General features: G+C 68.9%; 16 protein-coding genes and 1 pseudogene. 9 read left to right on the top strand and 8 right to left on the bottom strand.

Features of this window, described 5'->3' with window-relative positions; all coding sequences use genetic code 11:
* Positions 1-148 precede the first annotated feature (148 nt).
* Genes ACZ6JT_RS00310 through ACZ6JT_RS00320 form a run of 3 tightly spaced genes read left to right on the top strand, consistent with a single transcriptional unit; the run spans position 149 to position 3,797 of the window.
* Positions 149-1,372, top strand: a complete 1,224-nt coding sequence (locus ACZ6JT_RS00310; RefSeq protein WP_469205619.1) for an ABC-three component system protein — start codon at positions 149-151, stop codon at positions 1,370-1,372.
* Positions 1,372-1,848, top strand: a complete 477-nt coding sequence (locus ACZ6JT_RS00315; RefSeq protein WP_469205621.1) for a three component ABC system middle component — start codon at positions 1,372-1,374, stop codon at positions 1,846-1,848. Before ACZ6JT_RS00310 ends, ACZ6JT_RS00315 begins: the two co-directional genes overlap by 1 nt.
* Positions 1,845-3,797: a DUF3732 domain-containing protein gene (locus ACZ6JT_RS00320; protein WP_469205623.1), complete on the top strand. Its 1,953-nt coding sequence runs from the start codon at positions 1,845-1,847 to the stop codon at positions 3,795-3,797. Before ACZ6JT_RS00315 ends, ACZ6JT_RS00320 begins: the two co-directional genes overlap by 4 nt.
* Before the next feature lie 149 nt (positions 3,798-3,946).
* Here ACZ6JT_RS00320 and ACZ6JT_RS00325 read toward each other — a convergent pair whose 3' ends face one another.
* From ACZ6JT_RS00325 to ACZ6JT_RS00335, 3 genes are all read right to left on the bottom strand, one after another.
* Positions 3,947-4,582 (bottom strand): hypothetical protein, encoded by a 636-nt coding sequence (locus ACZ6JT_RS00325; protein ID WP_469205625.1) that lies wholly within the window; start codon positions 4,580-4,582, stop codon positions 3,947-3,949.
* A gap of 199 nt (positions 4,583-4,781) precedes the next feature.
* Positions 4,782-5,201 carry a hypothetical protein gene (locus tag ACZ6JT_RS00330; RefSeq protein ID WP_469205627.1) on the bottom strand — a complete coding sequence of 140 codons (420 nt, stop codon included), beginning with the start codon at positions 5,199-5,201 and terminating at the stop codon, positions 4,782-4,784.
* Complete coding sequence (locus tag ACZ6JT_RS00335; RefSeq protein ID WP_469205629.1) at positions 5,198-5,971, bottom strand: hypothetical protein; 774 nt, start codon at positions 5,969-5,971, stop codon at positions 5,198-5,200. Before ACZ6JT_RS00335 ends, ACZ6JT_RS00330 begins: the two co-directional genes overlap by 4 nt.
* Between ACZ6JT_RS00335 and ACZ6JT_RS00340 the strand changes: the two genes are divergently transcribed.
* Positions 5,960-6,199: a hypothetical protein gene (locus ACZ6JT_RS00340; protein ID WP_469205631.1), complete on the top strand. Its 240-nt coding sequence runs from the start codon at positions 5,960-5,962 to the stop codon at positions 6,197-6,199. The two genes, ACZ6JT_RS00335 and ACZ6JT_RS00340, sit on opposite strands and share 12 nt — an antisense overlap.
* Here the strand turns inward: ACZ6JT_RS00340 and ACZ6JT_RS00345 are convergent.
* From ACZ6JT_RS00345 to ACZ6JT_RS00365, 5 genes and pseudogenes are all read right to left on the bottom strand, one after another.
* Positions 6,172-7,347: a hypothetical protein gene (locus ACZ6JT_RS00345; protein ID WP_469205633.1), complete on the bottom strand. Its 1,176-nt coding sequence runs from the start codon at positions 7,345-7,347 to the stop codon at positions 6,172-6,174. The genes ACZ6JT_RS00340 and ACZ6JT_RS00345 overlap by 28 nt on opposite strands.
* Positions 7,344-8,663 (bottom strand): hypothetical protein, encoded by a 1,320-nt coding sequence (locus ACZ6JT_RS00350; RefSeq protein WP_469205635.1) that lies wholly within the window; start codon positions 8,661-8,663, stop codon positions 7,344-7,346. The genes ACZ6JT_RS00345 and ACZ6JT_RS00350 overlap by 4 nt, the downstream gene beginning before the upstream one ends.
* 93 nt (positions 8,664-8,756) lie before the next feature.
* The gene (locus ACZ6JT_RS00355) at positions 8,757-8,996 is read right to left on the bottom strand and encodes a hypothetical protein (protein WP_469205637.1); all 240 of its coding nucleotides are present in this window, start codon (positions 8,994-8,996) and stop codon (positions 8,757-8,759) included.
* Positions 8,997-9,073: 77 nt separating this feature from the next.
* The gene (locus ACZ6JT_RS00360; protein ID WP_469208253.1) at positions 9,074-10,114 is read right to left on the bottom strand and encodes an integrase; all 1,041 of its coding nucleotides are present in this window, start codon (positions 10,112-10,114) and stop codon (positions 9,074-9,076) included.
* A 137-nt stretch (positions 10,115-10,251) separates the two neighbouring features.
* Positions 10,252-10,488, bottom strand: a pseudogene (locus tag ACZ6JT_RS00365) (site-specific integrase); the annotation flags it as partial.
* Positions 10,489-10,688: 200 nt separating this feature from the next.
* Here ACZ6JT_RS00365 and ACZ6JT_RS00370 point away from each other — a divergent pair.
* The 5 genes from ACZ6JT_RS00370 (at position 10,689) to ACZ6JT_RS00390 (ending at position 17,491) form a co-directional block, all read left to right on the top strand.
* Positions 10,689-11,072, top strand: a complete 384-nt coding sequence (locus tag ACZ6JT_RS00370) for a hypothetical protein (protein WP_469205639.1) — start codon at positions 10,689-10,691, stop codon at positions 11,070-11,072.
* A gap of 174 nt (positions 11,073-11,246) precedes the next feature.
* On the top strand, positions 11,247-13,253 hold the full coding sequence (locus ACZ6JT_RS00375) for a calcium-binding protein (RefSeq protein ID WP_469205641.1): 2,007 nt from the start codon (positions 11,247-11,249) through the stop codon (positions 13,251-13,253).
* Positions 13,254-13,407: 154 nt separating this feature from the next.
* Positions 13,408-15,081 (top strand): serine/threonine-protein kinase, encoded by a 1,674-nt coding sequence (locus ACZ6JT_RS00380; RefSeq protein ID WP_469205643.1) that lies wholly within the window; start codon positions 13,408-13,410, stop codon positions 15,079-15,081.
* A 45-nt stretch (positions 15,082-15,126) separates the two neighbouring features.
* Positions 15,127-15,699, top strand: coding sequence for an NADPH-dependent FMN reductase (locus ACZ6JT_RS00385; protein WP_469205645.1), 573 nt, complete (start codon positions 15,127-15,129; stop codon positions 15,697-15,699).
* Between the two features lie 55 nt (positions 15,700-15,754).
* On the top strand, positions 15,755-17,491 hold the full coding sequence (locus tag ACZ6JT_RS00390; protein ID WP_469205647.1) for a hypothetical protein: 1,737 nt from the start codon (positions 15,755-15,757) through the stop codon (positions 17,489-17,491).
* Positions 17,492-17,533: the final 42 nt, after the last annotated feature.

The raw sequence follows: 17,533 nt of genomic DNA on the forward strand, positions 1-17,533 counted from the left end.
CCCGAGGAGAGGTCAACGTGCGGGGGCGCCCAGAAGGGTGAAGTGGTTCCGTTCGCCTTGATCCGCTGCTCCGCTTTGTGCATCGCTATGTGCGCGGCGGTCACCTCCGTGGAATGATCGCCGGGTCGGCCTGGGGGGAGAGTGGACGATGACAGACACGGGTGAGCAGTACGAGGCGTCGGCCTCGGCACTTGGGTACCTTTTTCAGTTTGCGAAGGCTCTGCACATCTGTATCGAGCAATGGATGAGCGGCGGCATGGACTGGGACGTTGCGGTCGAAGCAGCTGACGACATCGAAATCCAGCGGGGCCCGGATAGGAGCCTAATCCAGCTCAAGCAGCGCGCCGAGGGCGTTCGCATGACCGATCTGTCCGAGGACCTCTGGAAGACGTTGCGGATCTGGGCGGAGGCTGCCAAGTCCGGCCGGCTCGCGCTCGCTGAGACGAAGCTGTTCCTGCTGACGACAGCCGAGCTCCCTGAAGGCAGCGCTGCCTTCTGCCTGCAGCCTCGAAGCAGTCAGCATCGCGATGAAGACCGCGCTCTGCACTTGCTCCGCGAGGCCCGTAAGGCGTCGAAGGCGAAGAAGGGGTCCCTTCCAAAGTGTTTTGAGGCCTTCGATGATCTGGACCGGGGGGATAGGCCGCTTCAGCAGTCTTTGATCTCCCGCGTCGAAGTCCTTGGAGGCACTCAGGACATCACCGAGGTCCGAGACGCGTTGAAGGGCCTCGCCGCCTTCGCGGTCGGCCATGATGCGGCCAAGGCTTTCCTTGCCAGGCTGGAAGGCTGGTTCTACGACCGTGTGATCGAGCAGATGCAGACCCCAGGGGGAAGCCCGGTCACCGGCATCGAATTCGACGAGCGGCTCTCCGACCTGCAGCGACAGTTCCGCTACGACAACCTGCCGATCGACTCCGACATCTCCGACATGACTTCCGACGCTGCCCACTCAGCCGACAGGAAGTTTGTCCGCCAGCTCGCGCTGATCGGTGTCGGAGATGAGCGGATCGGTCTCGCGGTGAGGGACTACGTCCGTGCCTTCACCCAGCGTTCCCGCTGGTCCGCCGAGAATTTGCTGCGCGCGGGCGAGCTTGGTAGGTACGAGCGCCGGCTCGTTGAGGAGTGGCAGTCGCGTTTCGCCGAGATGGCGGAGGACCTCGGGTTCGAGGCTTCCGAAGAGGAGAAGAAGAAGGAAGCCAGGCTGATCTACCGCTGGGTCGATCGAGAGGCCCGCTTCCCGATTCGCGCAGATTGTGACGAAATCTTCGTCACCAAAGGCTCCTATCACATGCTCGCCGACGAACTGAAAGTCGGATGGCACCCGGACTTCTCCGCGCGCCTGATGGAGCTCCTTGAGCCGACCGGGGCCCACTGATGCATCTGAGTCGTGAGGAACGGGCCCTATACAACCCTGCGTTCACCGGGGTCCTGTACACCCGCGCTGTTCAAGGCTATGACAGGGAATACGCCGCCGCCTGCCCGCTTCCCGTAGCTGTGACAGCCAGCGTCATGGCTTTGCAGCCCGCCATCCGGGCAGCGCTGCCAGCAACGACTGGCACTGGACTGATGGGGTGGCTCGAAGCGAACGAGCATGTGCGCGTCGAGATGTCCCGCAACGCCGCGCTCCTCGCCGACGTGGTCAGGCCAGGTCTTCTGTTCGCCCTTCAGTCCCGCATCTTGCACTGCACGGCCGCCGGCCTCATCCCCGTGCCCCGCGCGCTGGCCAAGACCCCTAGTGGTGGCACACCACAGACCGTAGACATCCAGCGGGCAGCCCTCATGCTCGGACGCTGGCTTCCCAGCACCGGCAGTCTTGGCACCGTCCTGACCCTCCTCGGAGTCAAGCCGTGACCTTTCAGATCCAAGCGGTCACCATCTACGGCCAGCAGCCCGGCCAGGTGCACACCGTTCCCTTCGAGCCAGGCGGTCTCAACATCGTCACCGGCGACTCCCGCCGCGGGAAGAGCGCCCTGTTGACGATCATCGACTACTGCCTCGCCAGCGCCGGCTATCCAGTGAAGTCCGGCAAGGTCCGTGAATACGTCAGCACGTTCGCGATCACCCTCGTCAAGCCGGGAGAACAGCTCTTCGTCGCCCGCCGCGCCCCGGAAGCCAAGGGAGGCGTGAGCACCGTCCTGTGCATCCTCGCGCAGACGCCCGGCTCGCCGCCGCCGGCCCTGGACGAGCTTCGCTTCGTCACGCCGAGGGACGTGGCCAAGGGCCTGTTGAGCGACTTCTGCGGCATCGACCGCAACATCCGCGTCCCCGCCGTCGGCCGCGCAACACTCATCGCGCCCTCCGTCCGGCATGCACTGTTCTTCTGCTTCCAGGCCCAGAACGAGATCGCCAACGAGGATGTGCTCTTCCACTCGCAGGGCGAAGAGTGGAGGCCGAACACCATCCGGGGCGTCATCCCCTACTTCCTTGGCGCGACAGACCGTGAGCAAGCACTTCTCCGCAGCCGGCTACGCCTCGCCCGCCGGGATCTGTCCGACCACGAAGCCAAGCTGGCCACCGCGAGTAACCTCGCCCCTGCCGCCGGGCAGGCACAGGCCCTACTCACCGAGGCCATCGAAGCCCGTCTCGTCGACCCTCCCCCCGGCCACGAGATGACCGTCGAAGGCATCCAGCGCCTCCTGCGTGAGGCACTCCTCCAAAGGGGCCCACAGCCGGGTCCAGACAGGACCGACGACCCTCTCACCGAGCTGCGCGCCCACCGTGCCGAGCTGCGCGGTCGGGCCAGCAGAGCGCGGGTCCGGATCGCCGACCTCAAGGCAGCCCTGGCGGAGAACAGTGACTTCACCGACCAAGCCAACGAGCAGCGCGCGCGGCTGGCCACCCTTGGCCTACTGAAACGCGATCCGGAGGCGTCAACTGCTGAACAGTGCCCGGTCTGCGACAGCCCGGTGAGATCCGCCCATGCCACCGTCGCGGCGTTGACCGCCGACCTGCTCCATCTCCAAGGCGACCTGCATGCCATCCGCAGCGACACGCCCGCCATCGAACGGATGGTCAACCACGAAGAGGGCCAGCTGCAGGAACTCCGCTCGGAACTCGCCCGCAATCAGGAAGAGATCAACGAGGTCACCGCAGCGTCCCGGATCCTCGACCAAGAGCCCGACGACGTCCGACGTGCTGCCATCGTGCAAGGTCGTATCAGCCTCTACTTGGACACAATGGCGCAAGTTGCTGTCGGCCCCAGGATGGAAGATCGAACCGAAGAGCTCCGGACACGTATTGCCGAGTTGGAGACGCTTCTCAGCGAAGATGTCCAAGGCGACCGCCTAACCAGCTTCCTGTCACTGATCAACGTGGAGATCAGGAAGAAGGCCCTGGAACTCGCCCTTGAGCACTCCAGCTCGCCCATTCGCCTTGATGTCAACCGCCTCACCGTGGTGGCTGACACCGTAGAGGGGCCAGTGCCCCTGAGGGACATGGGCAGCGGCGACAACCATCTCGGGTACCACGTGGCCACACTCCTCAGCCTGCACGAGTGGTTCGCCGAGAACGGCAGCCCTGTGCCGGGCGTACTCATTCTCGACCAACCCTCGCAGGTGTACTTCCCGCCCGATCACGTCGGCGAAGAGGTGCTTGAGAGTGATGACCGGGTCCTGCTTCTGAACATCTTCAACGCCATCCACCGGACGCTCCGCAGGCTCGACGGGAAGCTGCAGGTCATCGTTATGGAGCACGCAGACCTTGAAGATCCGGCCTTCAGTGACCACGTCGTGCATCGGTGGCGTCGGCGCGATGGGCAAGCACTCGTACCTGCCGCGTGGATCCCGTCCGAGGCTGACTGACGAGGCCGGCGCATCCGGCCGCCAGCCCTCATCGATTTGATGTTGCGGAGCGGACCTGAACTGTCGGCGGCACTTACGTGGGGCGGCCAGGGGGCAAGGGTCACCCATCTCTCCGTCGGGTCCGCCGCCGGTGGCACGCAGACTGAGCTCTACCCAATGGGGGTGCTCGGTGGCGTCCACCAGCGCCGTGGCCATCTCCAGGGTGGAGCCGTGACGGAACGGCTGATCATGTCTCCAGGGTGGTGCTCTTGCTGAATCCGCTGGTTTGCTTCCTCATTGCGCTGTCGTTGTTTGACCATGCGTTGGCTGAAGTGACGCTTTTCGCGAGTGCTCGGTGTGAGGTTGCGCGAATGTAGCGTCTGTGCGGACAAGTCTCGCAGCCAGTAGTTGCCTTCGCTATCACGGAAGGCAACCGCTACAGGGGAGGGACCGAAAGGGTCGGCGGAAGGTGCTACGTAGGCCGCACAGGTCTCGCTGGGGCCCAGGACGCGCCGCATGATGTGTCCGATCTTGAACTCAACGGCGACACCGTCCCAGATGAGGATGACGATGTCGTAGACCGGTCGCGTCGCGTTGTTCTGTACGTGGATATTGTCGCTGTGCGGGGGCAGTTTCTCCCTGTCGCGGTCGTGCAGAGAGACCTCCCAGCACGACACCGCACAGGCGTCTGCTCGCTCTGCTTTTCGGTGATCTCGCCAGATGATGCTGATCGTGGCGCTGAGGGCTCCGGTGGAACCAACGGCACTGATCCAAGTTGGGAAGTTACCCCAATCGACGGCAGTCATGCCGCTGATGCTGATGGGCAATCAGGGCTTACGGGGGCGACTTGAGGAGATTCTGAGGTAGCGAGCGATTGGTCGTGATCCAGTCAGCTTCGCACCATTGGGCAATGTTGAGGGTGCCGCGGGCGTCGATGAACTTGAGGGTGGTCGTGCGGAGGCGAGCCGTTTGGGGTTGATGGTGGTGAAGTGGTGCACGGTGGTCTTAGACGGTGGGCGCGCGGAAGAGAACAACGTTCTCAGGTAGCTCGGGGGCCTGGACCTGCCCCGTGGACACCTTCTGATCTTGCGTGAGAACCGCGCTGGCAAGGGTCAAGCGAGTCACCAGAGCGCGAAGCTCCTTGAGCTCGGCGTTCTGGTTCGCGATGGTCTTCTTGAGCTTGGCGACAGTCGCCCGCAGCTGCTTCTCCGCCTCCGGGACCTGCTTGGTCTCCGTGCGGACGCGCTCTTCGAACTCGTTCTTCAGGTCTGCGTGTCGCTTGTAGAGAGCCATGCGGTGGACGCCGGCCTCGGCTGCGAGCGCGGCGGCGGTGAGGCTGCCGTTGGAAGCGGTGGCCTTGCCAGCCAGCAGCCGGTCCATCGCCTCGCGGATGAAGGTGCGTTCGTCCTGGTTCTGCTGGTTCACTTCAGAGCCTCGGCGGTCTGGGCGGTGGCGTCATGGGCGTCGGCCATCTTGCGGAAGTTGTCGGCATTGCGACGCAGCCGGTTGGCGAGCTTCTCCGGGACGAAGGTGGCCTTGAGATCGATCTCGTCGGCCTTTTCCCGCATCTGCAGTGCGTGGGCGTCGGTGCGGACTGCGTTGCCGCAGCTTTGCCGGCAGGCGTACTGCCTCGGCGCGGTCGCTCCCGGATCGGGTTCGCAGAGCGCGGTGTCCCGCTTGAACGCGCAGATCAGAAAGGCGTCCGGGTTGTCGTAAAGCACGACGCCGTCCCGAGCGAGGAACCTGGCGGCCTTCTTCGCGAACGTCGTGGGGACGATCCGGCCCTCGAACCGCGGCGTCATCGCAGCAGCGGTCAATGCCCGGCGAGCGGCCGGGCCAGAGACCTTCTCCCCAGCAGCCACACGGTCGCGCAGGTGGGCGGCGGTGTCAGCGGCCGCCAAGGCCGTCTCGATGTCGAGGACGGAGTGGATGCCACCGCGGCTTCGGGAGCCGTAACCACTCGAGGTCCGGGCATCCAAGATGGTCCGCAGGTGTCCGTACTGGATCGCGAGCGCGACCAGCCCTCCGGGCTGTCGGGCGATATGCCAGGCCAGGGTCCTTCTGAACCGAGACATGCCGAGCGCGCCGTGGGGGTCCTGGGGGATGGACTGGTCCGACAGCGCTTGCACTTGGGCCTCCCGGTTTACCCATACGATGAAGTCCTCGATCCGAAGGTTCAGGGCGTGCTTCTTCAACGCTCCATGGCGGCCTCGTCGTCCCATGAAGTCGTGATGGGTGGCGCTGAACAGCAGCTCACCGTGGGGAACCATGCGTTCGAGAGTTCGGATCGCCCGGACAACAGGGGTGATCGCAACCCAGGGAACAGCGCGTTGTTCACCGGCGGAGACGTGGTTGCCGTCGTCATCGGTGACGTTCTTGAAGTGACGGCTGCAGATCAGGTGGCGCTGGACTGTGCCGTCTGAAGCAGACTGCGGGTCAGGACAGCAGCCTGACCGCAGGGCTGCGACTTCCTGCGGACGCATCCCGTCAAATAGAGGCATATCACCAGGGCGGCGGTTCCGAGATGCCGCATCAACTCGGCGGCTTCGTGGTAGTCAAGGGATTCGCGCCAGGGGCTTCCCTTGATGCGGCCGGTGACCGGTGCTTGCATGGGGCAGGGGCCAGGCCGTTGGGCGGCGAGCGAGGTGAGCCCGTGCCGAACATTCAGCTGGTCGACCTGGGCGAGGCTAGCGCCGGTTGTGCCGGCGAGGTAGGCGCGAGCGAGTTTGTGGGTTCCCTGCCTCCCCATGGCGGGCAGCTGGGCCCCTCCGCGCAGAAGTGGCAGCACCAGAGCCTCCAGTTCGACTCGCCCAGAGAGCGTTGTCCGGTTTGTGGTGGCGAGAGATCGCAAGCGACAGTGTTCAGCCCACCCGGCCAGGATGTCGTCGGCGAAGTCTTCGACCATGCGGATGGCCCAGACCAGCAGTGGTCCGATGACCTGGGGATCGAGCGGCTCGGTCGAGTTCTCGGTCCCGGCACTGGCGGTGTCGGCAGGGGGAAGAAAGTCGTCGGCGCCCTCGGTGTCCCACGGGGGACGGGCGATTCCGGCAGGACGTGCGCTGAGCTGGTCGAACAGCCACAGGTCTATCAGCCGCCCCAGGATTTTCTCGGCTTCCGTCCGGCTGCATCTGTCCGTCCAGCGCTGGGCAATGTACCGCCGCCATGCGTCGGTGTCGCATTGAGCGAGATCTGTGAGCCCATGCGCGTGAAGCCAGCGGGCCAGCCGCATCCATTCACGGCAGGTGACCTGAAGCACGCCGGCGGAGCGGCGAGCTCGCGCCCGTGCACCCCGAGTCTGCAGATACGTGGATCTCAGGCGTCCGTTGATCATGGTCCAGGCGGCGAGTTTCACCTGACCGTGGAGGTCTCGGGGGCATTTCTCCCAGTTGATCGCGGTGAGGTCTACTCCGGGGTTGTCGATGAGCGGTGCCAGCGGCCAGAGCGCGTCCCGGAAACGCGCGTTGTGGTGCGAATTGCCGGGCCGAATCCACTGAGGAAGCACCACCGGTGTGTCGCCCGTGGGCAGGGGCAAGGTGTAGGGGTCGTCCTGGTGGGCGAGGGCGCTGGTCATGGAGCGAGGTTCCCTTCCAGCAGGAGATCAATGACGAGGTGGTCGTCCTCGTCGACCTGGCCCAGGGCGGCACTCCAGGACGCCGGGCCCAACTTGCTGCGCAGGTCGTCCAGCCGGAGCAGGTGATCTTGCCAATGCCTCTTCCAGGAGTCCTCGGGCAGTGCAGATCGCAGGCTGAGGAGGCGTTGGTGCAGATGGGCCAGACGAGGGTGGTGGCCAGGGTGAATGTGAGCGTTGGGACAGGCCAGACAGAGTAGGTAGTCCGCCCCGCAGTCGCCGTCCGCGGCCGGCCAGGGACTGGCCGCCGCGTCCTCGCAGTCGGCCGTTGCCGTTTCTTGGTGCCAGGGCACTCGCTGTGGACTCAGGCGGCCCCTGAACACGACGTCCCGGGCCTGTTCCAGGGCCTCGGCCGCTCCGTCTGCGATGACGCTCTGGGCGGCTCGTTGGACGTGCTTGTCCGGCAGGACGTAGACGCTCTCGTGTGTCCCCTGCGTCTGCTGCAACGGACGGCCTTCGCGAGTCACCGTCGTCCTGCGCGTCCGCTGGAACGGCGATCCGCCCAGTTGGTGTGCCCGCGCCCACCGCTTGCCGTCGGTGCCCGAGACGCCGAAGGCGAGCGGACCGACCGGCATAGGGCGGTCCAGGTTCTCGTGCTCCTGGCCGATCCGGCCTGTGCGGGCGACCATCAGCAGATCAGTGCCTGGGGCCAGGCGGGCGGCCAGATGACGTCCGTGCTCGGTCGCCTCCAGGGCCTGGGTGATCAGTCGCCCGCGAGAGTCGGCCCCGGAGTCGGTGATGTTCTCCGTTGAGTACCAACGTCCGCCGCCACGGCGGCGCTTCTCGATCTGGACCTGGTAGGTCTTGGCTGCTGTCTCTGCCACTGCGGGCGCAGTGGTGGGCGGGGGCATGCGGTCATAGACGGACAGATTCCATCCGAACCTGTCCGTAAGGAGGACGGCCAGCGCCGTCAGCTCGCCGCGGGTGAGGAACAGCCGCCCCCAGGTGACCTCTGGCCTCCTCCCGCCCAGGAGACGGTGGTTCCTCATGAAGGCTTTGCCCTGCGGGCCGACCTTGCGAGGGACGTCACCAGTGCGGGCGACTTCGTCGAGGATCTGGCCAAGCCGCCACTCACGGCTACCTTCGTCAAGCGTGCCGGACCGCCACTGATGCAGCAGCTCAGAATTCTCCCGAATCCGTAGCAGGGCCGCCCGGAACTGCTTCTGCGCGGCCAGCCGCACCCGTTCTCGGTCCTCCTCGTCGTAAGACTGCTTACTCGAACTGGAACTGGGAATGCGCCGGGCAAGCTCCTCGGCCACCGGTCCGTCAGCCAGTCGCGGATCCCGCCAGAGCAGGGCACGGACGAGCTGCAGCGCGTTCCGCCCCGCACTGGAACCAATGTGCTGCGTGCGCTAACGCTTAAGCATGGCCGCAGTCAAGCCGTCCAAGTCCGACGGCGGGTTCTCCAGCTCGGACAGGAACCGCGCGAACAGGTGCAGCTTCTTCCACGTACTCTCCGCCGTTCCGTGGCTCGTCCACCGAACGGACTGGGCGGCGAAAAGGGCAGCCAGGGACTGCTGCATCGGCGCGGCCACGGCCAACTGCGCGAAGTCGAACTCCTTTGCGTGGCCCGCTTTGTTCAGTACGGTCACCACCAGTGTGCCTTGAGCCAGCGGGGCCTCGGCACGGTGCCCAGATGGTGGCAGGGCAGCACGACGCCCGCGCGGGCTCACGGAGCCGCCTCGAGGAGGCTGTCAATGTCCTGGATACCGTGCGTCTCCCGGGCGAGGCGCGCGAAGACATCGTCCAGACTCTCGACGTCTTGGCCGTCGGCAGTGGTCTCCGCGGCCGCCAGGATGGACTCCAGCTGCAGGTGCGACACGGGTGCGAGATAGTGCCGCTTCGTGGTCTCCACGTCGGAGTGACCGAGGAGGGTCTTCACCAACCACCACGGATCGCCGAACAGCATGGCGAAGTCACGCAGGTCCGCTTTCGTCAGACCGTACCGGGCCTCGAACAGCTCGTTCAGCAGGATCAGCATGTAGAGCGCCATGGAATGCCTGGCGGCATGCGGGGTGGCGTACGGGCTCTTGCCGCGAACGTTCGCCAGCCGGAACCTCCGGTCGACCTTCCGTTCCTCCTCGTTGAGCAGGACATCTTCGCAGCGCAGGTTCGCGTTCCTGAACACGCCGTTCCAGCGATCCGGTTCCATGGGCAGGCCCTGCTCAGTCAGCCACAACCAGGCCGGCTCCGGCCCGTCCGGCCCTTCCAGAAACAACCGTCGTCGCTCGCGCCAGCCCAAGAGGCTCAGCTCCTGCCCGCCGACGACGCCGTTGACGTCCACCCATTCCACCTTCGGCTTGATCCCGCGCGTCACGCTCGTGACCAGCCGCATCGTCGTCAGTCGGTCGTAGCGGCCCGCAGCCTGGGCCCGCCGAACGGCCCAGGCCCGCTCCGACTGGACATACGCCTCGACCTGGCCGACAGCGTCCACGGACGCGTAGAACGTGCGGGTGTTCTTCGCCCTCGTCACCGCGCCCGCGATACGGCCATGCAGGTAGCGGCCGTGCCGCAGGTGCTGGGTTGGCAGCTCGAACGTCAGCAGCGAACCGCTCTCCTGCCGACGCAAGCCCGAGCTCAGCAGAAGCTGCACGAAGCTGGTGTTGCGGATCTCCGTCCGCGACTCCCACCCGGGCGCCGCCACCCCGGCCCGGGTGTGGCCGCGCAGCCGACGTCCGACCACAGGCCCCATGTCCGCGGCGTCAGCCACGACACCCGTGCGCTGACCGAGTCTGCGGCCCGGTCCTCTCGCCGCGATATGTCTACCGGCAGAGGGTAGACCTTGCCCCACTTGAACAACTTGGTAAACGCCGCCGCCTCGCGGTTCCACTTCGTCCCGCCAACCCGTTGGGGGTTCTCCACGGCCCGGCACCGCCAGTCGCGGAAGTCCACGAGATCCTGCTCGGTCGCCTGCTGCCAGGCAACTCCGCGCGAAGACAGGAATTCAAGAAGGATGCGAATATCCGTCGCGTAATTTCGCTTGGATTCCCGTTCCAGGTTCCGGAACTCCTTGGAACGGACAAAATCCAGCAGGCCCGAATCGACCATTCCGTCCGGTCGCACGAATACAGGGTCCCCCGGCATCAGCCTGATCTGGGACACCGCCGTCGGCAGGTCCTGTACCCCCAGCACACCACCAGTTGGGAGCGTCCCCCAGTGCTCTGGATCCGGTACCCGCACCACATGCCACGTACTCAACCTGAGCCTCCCCCGATGCTTGAACACGCTCAATCATCAGGGAAACCGGCCACCCCGACCACGTCCACACCCACAGGGTCGCCCTGTTGGCCGTGCACGCCGCCGGCCTCGAACACCTTTACCCCGAGGCGGGCGAACCCTGGCAGCCCGGCTCTCTCTGCCTGGCCACCCATCCGCACTCGGGCGTCGGCGAGCTGGGCGGGTTGCTGGCCGGCGTCGGGAAGGCCGTGCGCAGCGTTCCGGACGAGCGGGTCACCGCGACGGTCGACGTACGTCCGTGGCTGGACCGGAAGTGGGGTGCCATCGCCGCGCACCGGAGCGAGGTGGAACGCCAACGGTCGCTGCCCGGAATCCTTTCCCGCCTCCCTGCCGATGCCCGTCGGCGCGTCCTCGCGACCGAGTGGTTCACCCGCCTGGCCGTTCGTCCGACGCGGAGCGACTCGGGGGACCCGGGTGGGTTGTCCGGCTGAGTCGGCGCCGCCGGCTCGCGGCCCTCACCCGTGCGGGTGGTTCGGGGCGTCCAGTGGGATCAGCGCGGCCAGCCGCACCCGCTCGGCCGTGCCGCTGCCAACAGGCTGTCGCCTGTCACAGGAGGCGGTGGCCCGCTGCGCGGCGGCGAGCGGGCAGGAGGGACTCAGATCGACATGTCCGCATTCCCTTCCCGTCCGAGGCGAACGCCGGGCCGCGCCGGGGTCGCGGCCGCCACTGGCCTGGCCTTCGTCCTGACCCTGCCGGGGGCCGCTCTGGCAGCGCCCGGCGACCTCGATCCCACCTTCGACGGCGACGGGCGGGTCGTCACCGACTTCGCCGGTTACGACGAGAGCCGTGACATGGTCGTGCAGGCCGACGGCAAGATCGTCACCGTCGGCCTCAACAATCCCCCACAAGGCGGCGCCGCCGACTTCGCGGTGGCCCGCTACCACGCGGACGGCAGCCTCGACACCTCCTTCAGCGGCGACGGTCTGGTCCTGAGCGACCTGCGCGGTGACGGTGACGACGTGGCCAACGGCGTGGCGGTGCAACCCGATGGCAAGATCGTCGTGGTGGGCAGCAGCGCCGCGCCCGACAGCGCCGGACTGTTCACCGTGGTCCGCTACCGCAGCGACGGCAGCCTCGACACCGGCTTCGACGGCGACGGCGTCGTTCTCACCGACTTCGGCACCGGGGGCCCGCAGGAGGCCTACGCGGTGACGGTGCAGGCGGACGGCGGCATTCTCGCCGTCGGCATGAGCGGCGCCGAGGTCGCTCTCGCCCGCTACCACGCGGACGGCAGCCCCGACACCTCCTTCGACGGCGACGGCAAGGCGACCACCGCCTTCGCAGGGGGCGCGGCGACCGCCTTCGACGTGACGACGCAAGCCGACGGCAGGATCGTCGTCGCCGGCCGCGCCGGCTACAACTACCCCGCGAACGCCTCCGACTTCGCACTGGCCCGCTACCACGCGGACGGCAGCCTCGACACCTCCTTCGACGGCGACGGCAGGGTGACCACCGCCTTCGCCGAGGCCGACGTGGCCGGCGGGGTGCAGGTGCAGTCCGACGGGAAGATCGTCGCGGCGGGATCCAGCGCGTTCGACTTCGCACTGGCCCGCTACCTCCCCGACGGCACGCTCGACGGCGGTTTCGACGGCGACGGCAAGGTCACCACCGACTTCGGAACCGGCACCCTGGACGGAAGCTCGGACCTCGCCCTGCAACCCGACGGGAAGATCGTCGCCGCGGGCATCAGCCGCAGCGACTTCGCGGTGGCCCGCTACAACGTCAACGGCACCCTGGACAGCGGCTTCGGGACGGGCGGCAAGGTGACCACCGACGTCTACTTCGGCTTCTTCGACACCGCCACCGCGGTGGCCCTGCAGTCGGACGGCAAGATCGTCGCGGCCGGGAACACCGGTGACGACCGCGGCCTGGTCCGCTACCAGGTCGCCGCCGCCCCGCCGCCCCCGCCCGGAGTGAACCTGACCGTCACCAAGACCGGGCCCGCCACCGTCAGCCTCGGCGACCAGGCCGCCTACACCGTGACGGTGACCAACACGAGCACCACGACGACGGCCACCGGGGTGAGGCTGACCGACACCCTCACCGGACCCGGCTCCCTCCTGACCGCCACACCCAACCAGGGCACCTGCACCACGACCGCCACCGCCGCCGACTGCGCTCTGGGCTCCCTCGCCCCGGGGGCCAGGGCCACGGTGCAGGTGGTCGCCGAGCCCCGGGCCACGGGCACCCTCTCCGACAGGGCCACGGCCGGCGCCGCGCAGAGCGACCCCGTACCCGCCGACAACACCGCGACGGCGGTCAGTACGGTCAACAACGCGCGCGGCTGCACGATCGTCGGCACCAGCGGCGCCGACAACCTGGTCGGCGGCTACGGCAACGACGTCATCTGCGCCCTCAGCGGCAACGACGTCGTCAGGGCCGGCTACGGCAACGACACCGTGCTCGGCGGGCCCGGGAACGACAACGCCGACGGCGGCTTCGGGAACGACACCCTGAACGGCGGGCCCGGAAGCGACACACTGACCGGCTACTACGGCGACGACCGGCTCAACACGGTCGACTCCGTCTCCGGGAACGACACCGCCAACGGCGGCCCGGGCACCGACACGTGCACGACCGACCCGGGTGACACCCGCCTGAGCTGCTCCTAGTCCGTCTCTTCCGGAGCTCTTCCAGGACTCCCCCGGATCTCGTGCGGGCCCCGTCCGGCCCGGGCGGGCTCCGAGGGGGCTCGTCCTTTAGGGTGACCCAGCGGATGGTCCGTACGGGACGGGTCGGCAATGGTCGTGGGGACAGGTGGAGTTGGTGGAGTCTTTGCTGCCCGGTGACCCGCCGGAGATCGGGGGGTACCGCCTGCTGGCGCGGCTCGGCGCCGGCGGAATGGGTGAGGTGTTCCTCGCCCGCACCGCCTCCGGGCGGCCGCTGGCCCTGAAGACCGTGCACCGGGACCTGAGCCTGCAGCCGGACTTCGCCGAGCGGTTCGACCGCGAGATACGCACCAACGACCGCGTGCGCAGTGCGTGGACGGTCTCGGTGGTCGACTTCAGCCAGCCGGGCGCGTCCCCGCAGTGGCTGGCGACGGAGTACATCGCCGCGCCCTCGCTGGGCGACTGGGTGCACCGGTACGGGGCGCTGCCGGCGCCGGCCGTACGGTCCCTGGCCCGGGAGCTGTCGGCCGCGCTGGTCTCCGTACGGGCGGCAGGGGTGGTCCACCGGGACATCAAGCCCGCGAACGTGCTGCTGGGCCGCGAGCGGCCGTTCCTCATCGACTTCGGCATCGCCCGCACGGTCCGCGACCCGCGCTACACGCGGACGGGCGCCGTCATCGGCACGCCCGGCTTCCTCGCGCCGGAGCAGGCGACCGGTTCCGTGGCGTCCGCGCCGGCCGACGTGTTCTCCCTCGCCGCCGTCCTCGTGTACGCGGCCACCGGGCGCACCCCGTTCCTGGCCGGCGGCGAGGAACTGGACGTGCCGGCCCTCCTGTACCGGATCGTGCACGACGAGCCCCTGCTCGACGGCGTACCGGAGGTACTTCTTCCGATCGTCCGGGAGTGCCTGGCGAAGGATCCGGACCTGCGACCGACCGCCGAGACGCTGCGAGAGCGGCTCCGTGCGGCCGAGGAGGAACACGACGGCTGGAGCGGGGCGGTGCCCGCGGCCCTGATGACGGAGGTCGGCCGCTGGGAGGCCGAACTCCACTCGCTCCTGACCTCCCCGCCGCCGCCCGCCCACGCCCCTGGGGGTGCGGGGGCCTCGCCACTCGCCCCGCCACACCCCCAGCCCCAGCCGCAGCCACAGCCACAGCCACAGCCACCCGCGACGACTCCGGGCACTCCCCAGCTGGCCCCCGCTCCCGCTCCCGCTCCCGCCGGACGCGTCGGCGGCTGGGCGTCCCGCAGGCCCCGCGTGGTCACCGCGGCCGCCGGTGCCGGCGTCCTCGCCGCGGTCGTCGCGCTGGCCTTCCTGCTCCCGCAGGACGGTGGCGGCGGCAAGGCCGCGCCACCTGCCACCTCGTCCACACCGCCCTCGTCCGCCGCTTCCGCGCCCTCCGCCCCGTCCGCCTCGTCGTCCGCCGGTCCGTCGCTGCCGGCGTCGTGGGTCGGTACGTGGTCCGGTGTCGGCCCCGGGACACCGGAGGCGGACGGCATCACCCGTGCGCGGGCCGGTGAGTTCTCCGTCACGGTCACCCTGCACGCCGCCGCCGTGGGCGAGCTCGTGGGCCGGCAGGTCAGCGACCTCAAGGAGCTCGCGACGGGACGGAACCTCGGCTGCACGGAAGCCCTCCAACTGCGCCAGATCCGCCAGGACAGCGCGGTCTTCGAGGCGGTGACCAGCCACCCGACCGACCAGAGCGCCACCTTCGACTGCCCCAAGGGCAACCTCTACGTGCTGACCATGGCGGACAAGGACCGGCTGACGCTGGAGTCGGAGGGAGCACAATCGGCCGGCGCGCCCGGGGCTCTGACCCGGCGTTCATGAAACGGCGTTGACCTCAAGCGGACTTGAGGTCGTAAACCTGTGCCCATGACTACTCCACTGCGTATCGCACTCGTCGTCGGCAGCACCCGGGAAGGCCGGTTCGGCCCGACGGTCGCCCGCTGGTTCGAGGCCGTCGCCGCCACCCGCGCCGATATCGAGCTCACCGTCATCGACCTGGTCGACGCCGACCTCCCGGCGCACTGGACCCCCGACCTCACGCCGCGCGGCCGGGCCTTCGTCCAACGCCTCGCCGAGGCGGACGCCTACGTGCTGCTCACCCCCGAGTACAACCACTCCTTCCCGGCCTCGCTGAAGCAGGCGATCGACATCGCCGGGCGCGTCTGGGCGCGCAAGCCGATCGGCTTCGTGTCCTACGGCGGCCTGTCGGGCGGCCTGCGCGCCGTCGAGCAACTGCGCCTGGTCTTCGCCGAGCTGGCCGCGGCCACCATCCGCGAGACGGTCAGCTTCCACCAGTTCCCGTTCGACGAGGCAGGCCGGCCGCACGACACCGGCGCGGCCGAGAAGGCGGCCGTGACGATGCTCGACGACCTGGTGTGGTGGGCCGGCGCCCTCCGTACGGCGCGTGAGCGCGACACGGTGTGGAGCGAAGCCTCGTGAGGGCCGCACGCCCCGACGCCTGAAGCGCGGACGCGTCCGTACTAGGCTGCCGATCATGACTGGATCGGGGGCCGAGACGCCCTGGCACGTCCTGGAGAAGGTGCGCGAAGGGCAGGAGGAGATACCGGGCCTGCTGCGCGGGCTGGTGACGGCCGGGAGCGGACGGGTTCCGTGGTCGGAGTTCGACCACCGGCTGCGCTGGTCGGACCCTCCGGAGCTCGTCGTCACCGTACTGCGGCGGCTGCTCGAGCTGCTCCCGCGGCTGGACGACGCGTGCCGGATCGGTGTGTTCGGCCTGGTCGCGGACCGCGCCGTGATGCTGCGGGAGGGCTATCCCGGGGCGGAGGCCCCCGGTATGGCGGAGGTGCTGGTCCAGGGGCAGCGCGCCGCGGCGGAGCTCCTCCACGACGGCAGTGCCGAGGTGCGCTCGTACGCCGCCCGGGCGATCGAGCAGGTCCGCGCCGCCGACTCCACGACCTTGGAGGCGCTGGGACGGCGGGCCGCGGTGGAGGACGACCTCGCGACGCTGGGCCGCTTGCTGATCGCGGCCGGTGAGGTGCTCGCGGCACTCGGCGCGTCCGGGCCTCCCGGGTGGCTGAACCCCTGGCTGGGCCACTCGGATCCGCACGTCCGCCTCGCCGCCCGGAGCGCGCGGCTGACGTCGGGTGAGGCCACGCTATCGGCCCCGGTCACTGCGGCGTCCCTCACCGGGAGCACCGCCGCTCGTCATGCGGCCGTCAAGGAGGCCGGCGCCCTGCTGCGCACCTGGCGGACTCCGCCGGACGGCGCATGGGAGACGGTCCTCGCCGGACTGGCCGACGACGACCTCCTGACCTCGTCCGAAGCGCACGCCATCGTCGCCCGGGGCGGATCGGCGGTCGCGCCGTACGCCGAGCACCTCGTCCCGTTCCGCTGCCGGGAAAGCCGGCGCGCCGAACATCTCGTGCTGGCCCTGACGGGCATCGGCGACCCGATGGCCCTGCCCTGGTACCTCAGGTTCGCCGACACCCCGTGGATGGAGGTCGAGTCCCTGCCGGCGGAGTGGGCCCCGAGCGTCATGCCCGCACTGCTGGTGCAGCTCGCGGGCCGGCGCACGGAACGCGTGCTGCGCATCCTCACCGGCTGGGGTCCCGCCGCCGCACCGGCGGTGCCCGACCTCGTGGGACTGCTCGACAGCCCGCACGCACGCGCGGCCGCGGGCGCCCTGGGCAGGATCGGACCGGCGGCGATCGACGCCGCCGACGTACTGGCCGCCCTCGCCAAGGGCGACCTGCGCCCGCGGCGCTTCGCCGGCAGTGAGTACCGGGAGCCGCGCCGCTGGCACGGCGTGCAGAGCGCCGCGTGGGCGTACTGGCGCGTCACGGGTGACCCGGGGCTCGCGCTCGACGCCCTCGACGCGGCGGTCCGGGGCGGTCTGGCCCGGCCGGTCCTGTCCCACCTGGCCGAGCTGGGCCCGCTCGCGTCCGGGTACGCCGACGCCCTCAGGCCGTTGCTCGGCAGTCTCGGCACGTGGACCCGGGTCGGCGCGGCCGAGGCCTGGTGGCGGCTGACCGGGGACGCCGGGACGGCGGTGGCGACCCTGCTCCCCGAACTGCGCCCGCTGGCGGAGCACCGGGCGGATCCGCTCCTCCTCCGGGTCGTCGCCGCCCTCGGCGCGATCGGCCGGCCCGCCGCGGCGGCCGCGCCGTTGCTGGCGGAGGTCACCGTCTCGGAGCGCCGCTACGGCAGGGACATCGTGCGCGACGAGGAGCTGTGCCGCGTGGTGCGCACCGCCCTGGCGGCGATGGCCTGACTCCGGCATGACACGCCCCCGGGCGCGGCAATCCGCCGGTAC

It is taken from the genome of Streptomyces sp. NPDC046308, from assembly GCF_055588065.1.

Coding starts and splice junctions, on each gene's coding strand:
- ACZ6JT_RS00315 (WP_469205621.1), top strand. CDS start 1,372: ATGCATCTGAGTCGTGAGGAACGGGCCCTATACAACCCTGCGTTCACC.
- ACZ6JT_RS00310 (WP_469205619.1), top strand. CDS start 149: ATGACAGACACGGGTGAGCAGTACGAGGCGTCGGCCTCGGCACTTGGG.
- ACZ6JT_RS00345 (WP_469205633.1), bottom strand. CDS start 7,347: ATGACCAGCGCCCTCGCCCACCAGGACGACCCCTACACCTTGCCCCTG.
- ACZ6JT_RS00390 (WP_469205647.1), top strand. CDS start 15,755: ATGACTGGATCGGGGGCCGAGACGCCCTGGCACGTCCTGGAGAAGGTG.
- ACZ6JT_RS00325 (WP_469205625.1), bottom strand. CDS start 4,582: ATGACTGCCGTCGATTGGGGTAACTTCCCAACTTGGATCAGTGCCGTT.
- ACZ6JT_RS00385 (WP_469205645.1), top strand. CDS start 15,127: ATGACTACTCCACTGCGTATCGCACTCGTCGTCGGCAGCACCCGGGAA.
- ACZ6JT_RS00375 (WP_469205641.1), top strand. CDS start 11,247: ATGTCCGCATTCCCTTCCCGTCCGAGGCGAACGCCGGGCCGCGCCGGG.